Annotated in this window: 10 protein-coding genes; 9 read left to right on the forward strand and 1 reads right to left on the reverse strand. The window is 32.9% G+C overall.

All coding sequences use genetic code 11. The features are described from left to right. Window positions 1–183: 183 nt before the first annotated feature. The 8 genes from D4Z93_RS04980 to D4Z93_RS05015 all read left to right on the forward strand — a co-directional run bounded on the left by D4Z93_RS04980 (window position 184) and on the right by D4Z93_RS05015 (window position 9,153). Entirely contained in the window at window positions 184–2,298 is a 2,115-nt protein-coding gene (locus tag D4Z93_RS04980; RefSeq protein WP_119970920.1) for an AAA family ATPase, read from the forward strand. A gap of 53 nt (window positions 2,299–2,351) precedes the next feature. Next, window positions 2,352–3,005: an oxalate oxidoreductase subunit delta gene (locus D4Z93_RS04985; RefSeq protein WP_119970922.1), complete on the forward strand. Its 654-nt coding sequence runs from the start codon at window positions 2,352–2,354 to the stop codon at window positions 3,003–3,005. Between the two features lie 22 nt (window positions 3,006–3,027). Beyond that, entirely contained in the window at window positions 3,028–3,321 is a 294-nt protein-coding gene (locus D4Z93_RS04990; protein ID WP_119970924.1) for a 4Fe-4S binding protein, read from the forward strand. Window positions 3,322–3,351: 30 nt separating this feature from the next. Beyond that, entirely contained in the window at window positions 3,352–4,542 is a 1,191-nt protein-coding gene (locus tag D4Z93_RS04995; RefSeq protein ID WP_119970926.1) for an oxalate oxidoreductase subunit alpha, read from the forward strand. Window positions 4,543–4,562: 20 nt separating this feature from the next. Continuing rightward, window positions 4,563–5,507, forward strand: a complete 945-nt coding sequence (locus D4Z93_RS05000; RefSeq protein ID WP_119970928.1) for an oxalate oxidoreductase subunit beta — start codon at window positions 4,563–4,565, stop codon at window positions 5,505–5,507. Window positions 5,508–5,675: 168 nt separating this feature from the next. Continuing rightward, a complete protein-coding gene (gene oxlT, locus D4Z93_RS05005) occupies window positions 5,676–6,962 on the forward strand; it encodes an oxalate/formate MFS antiporter (RefSeq protein ID WP_119970930.1) in 1,287 nt (428 codons plus the stop codon). Between the two features lie 229 nt (window positions 6,963–7,191). After that, window positions 7,192–7,521: a thioredoxin domain-containing protein gene (locus tag D4Z93_RS05010; RefSeq protein WP_119970931.1), complete on the forward strand. Its 330-nt coding sequence runs from the start codon at window positions 7,192–7,194 to the stop codon at window positions 7,519–7,521. 477 nt (window positions 7,522–7,998) lie between these two features. Then, entirely contained in the window at window positions 7,999–9,153 is a 1,155-nt protein-coding gene (locus tag D4Z93_RS05015) for an aminotransferase class V-fold PLP-dependent enzyme (protein WP_119970933.1), read from the forward strand. A gap of 347 nt (window positions 9,154–9,500) precedes the next feature. On the opposite strand, the gene D4Z93_RS05020 is transcribed toward D4Z93_RS05015, so the two are convergent. After that, a complete protein-coding gene (locus D4Z93_RS05020; protein ID WP_243105982.1) occupies window positions 9,501–10,349 on the reverse strand; it encodes a hypothetical protein in 849 nt (282 codons plus the stop codon). Window positions 10,350–10,522: 173 nt separating this feature from the next. Here D4Z93_RS05020 and D4Z93_RS05025 point away from each other — a divergent pair, with 173 nt between their 5' ends. Continuing rightward, entirely contained in the window at window positions 10,523–11,992 is a 1,470-nt protein-coding gene (locus tag D4Z93_RS05025; protein ID WP_119970935.1) for a hypothetical protein, read from the forward strand. Window positions 11,993–12,021: the final 29 nt, after the last annotated feature.

Below are 12,021 nucleotides of genomic sequence, written 5' to 3' on the forward strand. Positions count from 1 at the left end.
ATGGTATACCGTATACCATATTAAATAAACAAATGCCAAAATTAATTTCTTCAATGAATATTCTTAAGAGCAAAATTAATTTTTTACTAATATGGTATACCGTATACTGTTTTGAATTAGTGAACATTGAAATTAAACTTTCTCTAGCAGAGCATTACTACAAATAAAAATGAGGTGTATACAATGGGTGAGTTTAATATTATTAAATTAAAAGTTAAAGAAGGTTTATTGGAAGATTCGCGTAAAGGCATAGTTCGCATGAATCGAGAAGATATGGAACAATTAGGAGTGGATACAGGAGATACCATTAAGATTAAAGGTAAAAGAGACACTTCAGCCAAAGTTTATCCATCTTTTAATGATATTTATGGAATGCCTTTCATTCAAATGGATGGAACAATCCGGAGAAATAGTGGTATAAAACTAAATGAATCAGTAACAATTACTAAAACTGAAATAAAAACAGCAAGAAGGGTAGCTTTATCTACGACAAATATATTTTTTAAATGTACGGAAGATGATGAAAAAGAAGTAAAAAATTTAATTAGAGGAATACCGGTAATTAGTGGTGACGAAGTAACATTAATGATTTTTGGTCATAATGAAATCGTATTTCATGTAAGTGGAACCGCACCATCAGGGCCAGTTGTGATAAAGGAAGAAACAGATCTTATTTTTATGGAAAGTGAGTTTTCAAGTTCGAAGGCAAGAGTTACATATGAAGATATAGGTGGCTTGAATCAAGAAATTAAAAGAATACGAGAAATTGTTGAATTGCCATTGAAATATCCAGATGCATTTAGAAAATTAGGATTTGAACCTCCAAAGGGCATTCTTCTTTATGGTCCACCAGGTACAGGTAAAACCTTAATTGCCAGGGCAATAGCGTCTGAAACAGAGGCTCATTTTATCCATGTAAACGGACCTGAAATAATGAACAAATTTTATGGAGAAAGTGAGGCTAAAATTCGGGAAATTTTCAAAGAAGCTAAGAGTAAAGCTCCAAGTATAATTTTTATGGATGAAATTGATTCCATTGCTCCCAAGCGGGAATTTGTACATGGTGAGGTGGAAAAACGAGTAGTTGCGCAATTTCTTGCACTTATGGATGGCCTGGAAAGTCGAGGACAGGTTATTGTAATTGGTGCTACTAATATACTTGATTCATTAGATCCAGCGTTAAGACGTCCGGGTAGATTTGATAAAGAAATTGCAATATTACCCCCTAATAAAGAAGGAAGGCTTAATATACTTAAAATTCATACAAACAGTATGCCTCTCCATGAAAAAGTAAATTTGAGAGAGTTAGCCAGGATTACTTATGGATTTGTTGGTTCGGATATTTCGGCTTTGTGTAAGGAAGCTGGTATGGTAGCTTTACGTAATGTCTTACCTAAAATTGAAACAGGTGGAAATATACCACCATTTAAAGTTACCATGGAAAACTTTATTGAAGCTCTGAAAGAAATTGAACCATCAAGTGCCCGGGAATATGTTACAGAAAGTCCTGATGTAAAGTGGGAAGAGGTTGGAGGATTAGATGAAATTAAAGAAACTATGAAAATTTTGCTTGAGTTCCCTTTAATTGATCCCAAACTATGTAAAGAATATAATTTTAGATCGCCTAAGGGGATTTTACTAACTGGTCCATCTGGTAGTGGAAAGACTTTATTAGCAAAAGCCATCGGTAACTATGTAAAAGAAAATTTTATTACCATAAGTGGTCTTACTTTATCATCTCACTGGATGGGAGAGTCAGAAAAGGTTTTGCATGATATATTTGTTAAAGCAAAACAAAGTGCTCCGTGCATTCTATTTTTCGATGAAATAGATGCCATAACTCGTTCTAGATCTAACGAAGCAAATAATTTGACAGATATGCTTATAAGTCAACTAATATATGAATTTGACAAGTTAAGAGATTTTGATGGAGTAACTGTATTAGCTGCTACAAATAGAATAAATTTGATTGATTCAGTTTTATTTAGGGAAGGGCGCTTTGAGTATGTAATAGAACTAAAGCTTCCAGATATTTATGGGAGAGAATCTATTTTAAAAATTCATGCTCAAAGGTTACCTTTAACAGGCAGCATTGATTTTAGGCAATTAGCTGAAAGTACAGAAGGAATGACAGGAGCAGAACTGGCTAATTTATGCCATAGAACTTCATTTATAGCAATTACGAGAGCAATGAAAACAGGGTTAAAGGTCAAAATAGATCAGGAAATTTTTAATCAGGCCATTACCAAAGTAAATTCTGAAAAGAACTTAAAGGGGGTGAGGACAGGAAAAAGTTAAATTTAAAGTCAAATTTAGATGCCAATCAAAAAGGAAGGAAGGGGTGTAGCAAATTGAGTACTAATAATTTGTTTGCTGAACCAAATTTAACACAAATTACAGTTTGGGGAAGAGGAGTATATGAAAACAAAGAAGCTCGTGACGTAGTTGTTTCATTGACAGAAGCCGCTGCTTTAGAAGGTAAGTTTGTTCAAGCATGGGAGAATTATGTTGATCTTCCGGATCGTATATATGTTCCGGTAAGAGCGTATGGGAAAATTAGCCCTAATGAAATTGAATCTAAGTATGTTTATGAGAATGAAACACCTGATATAGTAGTACTTACAGAAGAAACTCTTGTTAAAGGTGTAGATATTCTAAAAGGAATTAGGCCAGGAGCAGTTTTGATTGTCAACACTAAAAGATCACCTGAGTACTTATTTAAATTTATTAAAAAGAATACTGAAAATCTTTCTAAGATTGTAGCAATAGATGCCAATAAATTATCAAAATCAATAATTACTCTTTCAGGAGCAGAAGGTGCTACTGATGCATCTGGTATTGGTAAAGGCATGGGTGCTGCATTAGCTGCTGCCGTTGTTAAAGGCACAGGAATTGTAAAATTTGAAAACTTATTGAAAAAAATTGTTAATAAGAGCGCTGCAAAGAAAGCCTTTAATCAAGCTGTTGTTGTAGATGCAAGTAGTTTACCTAAAGCTTCTGCTTAAAATATTAAGGAGGTGTCGTTAAATGGCTGTACCGTATGAAAAGATTCCTTTTGCAGGAACAGTGTCTTCACCACAAAAAGAAAATGAAGGAATGATAACTGGTCACTGGCGTACTAGAAGACCAATATTGGATACTGATAAGTGTATACAATGTCAAACTTGTTGGATATTTTGCCCGGATTCATGTGTAAAGCTTATGACTAAAGACAATCCTATTAGTTTCAATTTGAAATATTGCAAGGGTTGTGGTATTTGTGCTGAAGAGTGTCCAGTTGGAGCAATAAGCTTAGTTCCTGAATTAGATTTTGAAGATTAGTCTAATATTAATAGGAGGTGAATTATCATAATGAAAAAGAATATAAAAAGAATATCTGGTTGCGTTGCGACAGCCAATGCAGTTAAATTAGCTAATGTTGATGTTATTTGCTCATACCCAATACGTCCATATACTGGAATAATGTCGGAATTGTCGAGAATGGTTGCAGATGGAGAATTAGATGCAGAATTTGTTCTTGGTGAAGGAGAACATGGACAATTAAGTGTTGTTTATGGAGCCGCAGCTGCGGGAGCTCGTGCTTTTACAGGTAGTTCAGGTGTAGGTGTAGCTTATGCAATGGAAGTTTATTCACCAATATCTGGTGAAAGGTTACCACTTCAGATGGCAATTGCTGACCGTACGTTAGACCCGCCAGGAGATTTCGGGTCGGAGCAGACCGATGCTTTATGTTGTCGTGATCAAGGCTGGATTCAAGGCTGGGCATCCACGCCTCAAGAAGCTCTGGATTTAACTCTTTTATATTATCGCATAGGTGAAGATCCTAGAGTTCTTTTACCTCAATATGCGTGTCAGGATGGATACTTTGTATCTCATATACTTGGTGAAGTTAATATACCATCACAAGAACAAGTTAATGCATTTTTGCCACCATATAAGAATCACCATGTTTTGGACCCAAGAAATCCTATGATTATGGGTGCTCAGATGGAACCAGAAATGGGACCCGGAACTCAGTATCAACGTCATTTAGCTGTAGAAGGTACTTATAAGGTAATTGAAGAAGTTCATGAAGAATTTGCTGATATATTTGGACGTAAATATGACCCTTGGCTAGAAGAATATATGACTGATGATGCTGAATCAGTTATATTTATGCAAGGTGGACATACTGAAACAGCTAAAACTGTTGTCAAGCATTTACGTAATCTTGGAGAAAAGGTTGGTGTAGTTAGATTACGTACATTCCGTCCATTTCCAACTAAACAGGTGAGGGAGTGCTTAAGCAGATTTAAGTCTGTGGGCGTAGTTGATAATTCTGTTAATTTTGGTATTTCATGTGGCTCAGGTGTTCTTTTAACTGAAGCTAGAGCAGCTTTGTATAATTGTGATTCAAAAGTTAATACAATTGGATTTGTTGCCGGTTTAGGTGGAGAAATGATTACTCATGATGAGTTCTATAAGTTCTTCAATATATTAAAAGAAGTTAATAAAACAGGTAAAGTTGAAAAACAAAGCTATTGGTCACCATTTGAAGTCTAGGTATGAGGGGAGGAAGTCAAGTGTTAGAAGAAATTAAGTCAATTAAACAAGCACCAGTAGAGGAATGTTACGTTCCTGGTCACCGTACATGTGCAGGATGTGGTCCTGCTTTGCAATATAGATTAGTTGCTAAAGCAGCTGGAAAAAATACAATTTTCATAGGCCCTACTGGCTGCATGTATGTTGCAAATACAAGTTATGGTTGTGGTCCATGGTCAGTTCCATGGATACATGCACAAATAACTAATGGTGGTGGAGTTGCTTCTGGTATAGCAGCAGCTTACAAAGCTATGATACGTAAAGGTAAGACTGATGCAGAATATCCAAACATAATTGTTATGGCTGGTGATGGTGGTACAGCTGATATAGGAATTCAAGCTCTGTCTGCTGCTTTCTATAGAGGTCATAATATAGTATTTATTTGCTATGACAATGAATCTTATGCAAATACAGGTATTCAAGCTTCTCCAACTACTCCTTATGGAGCATGGACTACATTTACACCTGCGGGTCCAGTAGTTCCAGAAGGAAGGAAGCTTATGCCTAAAGATATAACAAAGATGATGGCACATGGCCATCCTGAATTAAAGTATTTAGCTACAGCATCACTTGGATATCCATTAGACCTAATGAATAAAGTGAGAAAGGCTTGTAATGCTGAAGGACCTGCTTTTCTTTATATTCATGCTCCTTGTCCAAAAGGATGGAGTTTCCCAGCAGAAAAAACAGTTGAAGTTGCAAAATTGGCAGTTGATACAGGTATGGTGCAAATATATGAACTTGTTAATGGTGAATATAAACTTACCGTTGTACCTAAAAAGTATAAACCAGTTAGTGAATATATTAAATATCAAGGCAGATTTAGTCATCTGCAACCGGAGCATATTGAAAAACTTCAGCAGTTTGCAAATCAACGTTTAAAAGAAGTTGGAGTAGAAAATACTGTAGCTCCAATAACAGAATAAAGAATTTCACAAAATCTCGAGCAAAGTTAATTTGTTGTGTAACCCCGGACCACTCTTTAGTTGCTCTGGGGTTATAATCTAGTTTAAATATTTAATGTTAAATTTATATTTCGCATTAAATATCTAATAAATTTAAAATTTAATATAATTTAAAGGGAGGAGAACTGAATGTCTGATATTGATGACATGAAAGTCAAAAATCTCAATGCTTATGGATCATTTTTCGGAAATCGTTGGGTTCAGTTGATTTCTGCTTGTTTAGCTATGATAATGATTGCTAACCTTCAATATGCATGGACTCTGTTTACTACTCCGCTAGTTAAGTCGTTACATTCGTCTCTAGTTGCTGTTCAGTATGCTTTTACCTTGTTTATAATGTTTGAAACCTTTGTTCAACCGGTAGGTGGATTATTGCTTGATAAGTTTGGAACAAAACTAATGTTTGCTCTTGCAGGTATATTAATTGGCGGCGGATGGGCAATGCTTGGTCAGGTAAATTCTGTTCCTATGTTGTATTGCTTTTACGCTGCAGCAGGAGTAGGAGCTGCAATCATTTATGGTGGATCTGTTAGTGTTGCAGTTCGCTGGTTCCCGGATAAGCGTGGCTTGGCATCAGGTTTAATAGCAGGAGCTTTTGGAATAGGAGCTATGCCTTTTGTGCCTGTAATTCAACAAATATTAAATGCCAGTGGACCTTCACAAGCATTTATGGGTACTGGTATATTTCAAGGTGTTGTTGTTGTAATTATAGCATTTATACTTCGCTATCCTGTTGGTACAAAAATGCCTGGTCAAAAAGAAAAAACTGTTAAAGTGGATCAATCAAAAATTGGATTTAGTCCTAGTGAAGTGATAAAAACTCCTCACTTCTGGATTATGTGGACCATGTTTTTATCGATAAGTATTGGTGGGCTAGTAGTTACAGCTAATACAAAACCATTTGGTACAAAAATAGGAATTGCTTCTTCATTCATTGTAGCAGCAGTTATGTTGAATAGCCTTGCAAATGGTATTGGAAGAGTTTTTTGGGGATCAGTTTCAGATAAGTTAGGTCGTACAAGAACGATGTGTCTGTCCTTTGGACTGAATGCAATCTTCCTATTTTTATTACCTGTGTTTGGAAGCAAAAATGGTATAGCATATGTAGTCTTATTGATGTGTGTTATGTTTACATGGGGACAACTTTTCAGCTTATTCCCATCTTTAAATGCCGATATATTTGGTTCCACTTATGCTGCTACTAACTATGGTATTTTATACAGTGGTAAAGGGTTTGCTTCTATTTTAGGCGGCGGCTTAGGAGCTGCACTTGCTGCTCATTATAATTGGGGTATTGTATTTACAGTTGCAGCATTATTTTCATTATATGCTTGTGTAATGTCGGTAGTTTTACCTAGACTACCAAAGCCTATAAGGAAACAGACTTTGGTAGATAATGTAACTAGATCTGAGTAACATTTGGTTAACTTTTAAGTGTGTGTTTTAAACTTTTTTTATACAGGGGATCATATTTTGCAGAATATCTTCCCCTGCTCCTTGTAGTATATCATAATATTCAGAGTATTGCAATAGTATTTGGTATACCAAATACTATTGCAATACTCTGAAAAATGCTATATTACTAAGGCTTACAGGTTACTTTATATATACAAAAATTACTATATAAATAAGGAGGTAGTTTGTAATGTTAAAAAAACTGGATGACAAAAATTTTGAGGGCTTTATAGAGGAAAGCTTTTATTCAGTTGTAGGTTTCTATTTTCCTTCTGTGAAAAATGAAAACAAGATGCTAGGAATAATAGAAGAATTTTCAAAAATACATGCTAATGTAGCTTGTGGAACAATGGATATTACTGGACAAGAAGTACCAGAGGAATATGGTATTGGTAAAGATGAGAGTCCAATTATAGTTGTATTTAAACAGGGGAATGCGATTAAGGCTGTAGCTGATCTTTCAGTTAAAAATATTGAGAGTGCAATTACGCCGCCGGGTAAAAATATAACTTTACAGTAAATATTATTCTCGTAGTTTTAAAATACCTATTTGGGATTAGTTTGTCCTTATACGTATATAATTAACAATAATGCTTAATGTGCAAAATAGGGTTTGTAACTGAAAAGTTAATCCATCTCCCTTAGGTATAAATTAACTTTAAAATTACAAACTCTATTAGAGTTTACAAGTAGAAGCTTAACTTATGCGCAGACCGGGATTCCCAAAATACGTCACGTAAAAAATTTCTAGTAAGTCTAAGCTTGCGTTCATAAAAGTCTAAGCAGATTTTATAAACTCGCTTTGCTCAGACATATAAAATCCACTAAGACTTAAGAACCCTTCGCTAAGACTTACTACAAAATTTTTTAATGTGCCTTAATTTTGGAAATTCCGGTCTGCGCATAAGTTAAGCTTTCAGTTACAAACCCTATAAGATTGAAGTGATATTTTGTGATATAATATGTATGTAAATTAAGATATTCAGGAGGGATTTATATGGGGATATATTTAGATAATGCAGCTACTTCTTATCCAAAACCCGATGCAGTAATTCAAAAGATGATGCAGTATATGAAGGAAATAGGAGCTACAGCTGGAAGAGGAGCTTACAAGACTGCAATTGAAGCAGATAGATTGGTATTTAATACGCGTAAAATGGTATGTAAATTATTTAATGGAAATGATCCATCTAAAGTCATATTTACATATAACATAACTGAAGCTCTAAATATGGTTATAAACGGATTTCTGAAAGAAGGAGCCCATGTTATAACAAGCAGTTTAGAACATAATTCAGTTTGGAGGCCTTTGAAAACCTTGGAAAGAGATAGAAATATTGAAATATCTAAGGTTCCATGTACTAAAGAGGGAATCACTAAAGCTTCCGATATTGAAAAACTTATAAAACCCAATACTAAGTTGATAGTGTTTACTTATGCTTCCAATGTTATTGGTACTATTCAGCCTATAAAGGAAATAGGTATTATTGCAAAAAAGCATAATATATTGTTTCTTGTTGATTCAGCACAAACAGCAGGATCTTACCCTATAGATGTTGTTAAAGATAACATAGATATTTTAGCATTTACAGGACATAAAAGTTTATTGGGTCCAACCGGCACTGGTGGATTTTTGATAAATTGTGATTCGGATGCTAATATAATGCCTTCAAAATCGGGAGGAACAGGAGGAGATTCAAGTTATCCATATCAGCCTGATTATCTTCCAAATAAATATGAGGCCGGTACCTTGAATGTCGCTGGAATAATAGGACTCGGAGAAGCTTTAAATTTTATATGTTCTACAGGTATAGAAAATATAAGAAAAAAGGAACAAGAACTTGTAAAGTATGCTTTACAAAGATTGGACGAAATAGATGGAATACATATTTATGGTCCGAAAGATTACAATAAGATAGTTGGGGTTATAGCTTTTAATTTGGAAAATATACCAGCTGAAGATATAGCATTTGAACTTGATAGAAAATATAACATAATGGTTAGGGTTGGAATACATTGTGCTCCTACAGCTCATGAACTTATTGGAACACTAGAACGAGGAGCAGTAAGAATCGGTATAGGTTATTTTAATAGTAAGGATGATATAGATAAATTGGTTAGTGCGCTAAAAAATATAGAAGAAAAAATATAGAAATTTGTTGTAAACGAATATGCTAAAATAGTACAGATTTTAAATCTGTACTATTTTAACTTTAAAAAGTCTTGTAAAGATTTAAAATACATATTGATACAGAATACAAAATCGTATATAATAGTATATGTGAAACGAATAAAGTAAATTTAATAGCCATCATTCTTATAATTAAGTATAAGAAAATATACTCATTAATTTTAATGGGTATATTTTTTAGCCGTTAAAATAAAAGCCCCTTTATGGGGCTTTGTCACAGCACTGGTGTGAAAATTATAATATATAAAGTATTAATTAGATTCTTCCTTTCACTAGACGAATTCTATATAAAATTGTGAGAAAGCATTTCAAAGATTCTGATCTTGATCATTACAATTATAATCTATATTGTTATTTTGATCCGTATAGTTACATATTGTGTTGTCACTTGAATCGCAACTGTTATCACAATCAGAATCATCAAATAATGGATCTAAGTTTTGATCTGGATAGAATTTAGGTATAGGTGCTTCTTTAAATTTTTCACATACATTTTCTTCTGGTTCACAAGGACATGGCTCCTTAGGTAAAGTACAATAGCTATAAGCTGGTATTAAAAGTTGAACGACCAGTTCAGATTTTACGATTATATAGTAGCCTAATGTAATATCTAAAACATTACATCCATTTTTATCCTGAGCAAATTTCCCTTGTAAAGCTTCAGCAACCATTACAAGTTTTATTATATTGTCATCTTGCTTTTCATCATCTAAATGTACACTTGTATCTGAAACTTGGGATACAGAATTAGGACAATAGAACTTTCCTATGACATCTGTTCTATTGATTTCAAAAAATTCACATTTGTTTACTGCACTGCAATCTATATAATCTGCATAGAATGAAATAATGTAAGATATAATTAATTTGTAGAATCCACATTTATCTCTAAGTGGGACTTTATCTACAGAAACAAGCTTTACTTTAAAATCTCTACAGCCTATATACATTTTTGGATTTGATAGTGGGTTACTTCTTAATTCACAATCAGTTGAATTTGTGTCTGGACCGTCATGGTAAAATAGACATCTTTTTATTAAACATTGATCGAAAACTTTAGGTACTTCGATACAAACCAATTCCGAAGGATCAGGTAGTCGTCCTTGTTTGTTTACAAGACCTGGTCGTGGCACAAATTTCTCAAAATTTATGGACATAAATTTTCCTCCTTTTGAAGATTATACTAGAAAAATATCTAAATGCTTACATTACATCATATGCTGAAAGATTAAGATGGTGATATTTTCAAATGCTTTAAATGAAATCTTTAAATAAAAATAGAGTTATAAAATTTTTATATCAGAATATAATTTTATAAGGGGGGAGTGCAGTGAAAAATGAATATCCTTGGATATATAAAGACATTAACAATAATGTATGGAAGTATTATTTAAATCAAAATAATGAACTAGTTTATAAAGTTATGTATAATGAGGGAAAATGGACTAGAGAAAAGATAGTATGTAAAGAAATAAACACATTTACAGTATATGTTGATGTGTATAATAAAGTTCACATAGTGTATTCAAATTTAAAAGGTGAAATTGTATACTGTACAATTAATGATAATAAGTGGATGGGAAAGGTACTTTATAAAGCAGATAATTCTAATATAGTAATATCAGACCTCAAGATTGAAATAATGGAAGAGAATATGCATATCTTCTTTTTACTCTGTGAAAATAATGGAAGAGATCATGGAATACTTATGCATTGCATATGGGATGGCAAGAATACAAAATTTAATAGGATATATGATATTATTTTACCTTCTGTATCAGATGAATATTATTATATTAAAATTGGGATCACAGGCAATATCAATCTATTTTTTTTAACAGATGCTGGTGATGAGATAGCGCTCAATTATTTGATTTATGAAAATGACTTCTGGACAGATCCTGTTAGATTATATGGTTTAAAAGGAGAAAAAATATCGGTTAGAATAATAATAGCTAATACTGGTATACACATACTTAATGGGATTGAGGAAAATTCAATTTATACACTTGAACATGTGTGTATTGATTTTGATAATAAAATAAGTAACTATAAAGTTTTTGAAAGCAAAAGTGAAATTATAGAACCGATTATTTTCTATAAAAATAATAATGTTTATATCTGTTTTATAGAAGAAAATAAAATAAAATGTTTGTTATATGATAATGAAAACTGGTCAGAGGCAATGGAGGTTAATATTGATTCTGCTGTAAATCTGAAAATTTATAATTGTATTTTTGTATTTAATACAAGTGTGCTTATAAGTACGGTATATGGTACAGAAGATGTAGATGCAAGGCTGTATGATTTTGACTATATATTAAAGATGACTTTCGATTCAGAAGCACATTTTGAAAAAAATGGTGAATCTAATGTTTCGCACGATGATGTAAAAAAAATAAAAGAAAAGATATCTGAAGTAAATTCTGTTAATAAAATTTTTGAGAACAAAATCTCAATTCTTCAAGCTGAATTGCAGAAAAAACAAAAGTTCATAGAAAATTATGAAAAAAGGATAAATAAAGTATTTACACAAAAAAGTATTTCTGATGAAAACTGTAGTATGCTTGCAGATATAAAAAATAAACTTGAGCAAAGCCTTGATACTATAAAAGAAAAATTAGAAGAGGAGAAAGATGCAAGGAAAGCTCTGGATGATCAAAATAATATACTTTTTGAGGAGAACTCTATGCTAAAAAGTCAAATAGAGGATTTGAAGGAGGAAAATAAGAAAGTCAAACAGGAGCTTGAAATTGAAAAAAATGAATCTATATTTTCTCATATTCTAAGAAAAAAATAAGATGATATATAGTAATATTATGAAAGGAT

The sequence above is a fragment of the Clostridium fermenticellae genome (genome assembly GCF_003600355.1).
In the GTDB taxonomy this organism is placed as follows: domain Bacteria; phylum Bacillota; class Clostridia; order Clostridiales; family Clostridiaceae; genus Clostridium_AV; species Clostridium_AV fermenticellae.

Bases quoted from the DNA above. Each gene is read 5' to 3' on its own strand.
- D4Z93_RS04980 (WP_119970920.1), top strand. From the start codon at position 184: ATGGGTGAGTTTAATATTATTAAATTAAAAGTTAAAGAAGGTTTATTG.
- D4Z93_RS04995 (WP_119970926.1), top strand. From the start codon at position 3,352: ATGAAAAAGAATATAAAAAGAATATCTGGTTGCGTTGCGACAGCCAAT.
- D4Z93_RS05020 (WP_243105982.1), bottom strand. From the start codon at position 10,349: ATGTCCATAAATTTTGAGAAATTTGTGCCACGACCAGGTCTTGTAAAC.
- D4Z93_RS05010 (WP_119970931.1), top strand. From the start codon at position 7,192: ATGTTAAAAAAACTGGATGACAAAAATTTTGAGGGCTTTATAGAGGAA.
- D4Z93_RS05015 (WP_119970933.1), top strand. From the start codon at position 7,999: ATGGGGATATATTTAGATAATGCAGCTACTTCTTATCCAAAACCCGAT.
- oxlT (WP_119970930.1), top strand. From the start codon at position 5,676: ATGTCTGATATTGATGACATGAAAGTCAAAAATCTCAATGCTTATGGA.
- D4Z93_RS04990 (WP_119970924.1), top strand. From the start codon at position 3,028: ATGGCTGTACCGTATGAAAAGATTCCTTTTGCAGGAACAGTGTCTTCA.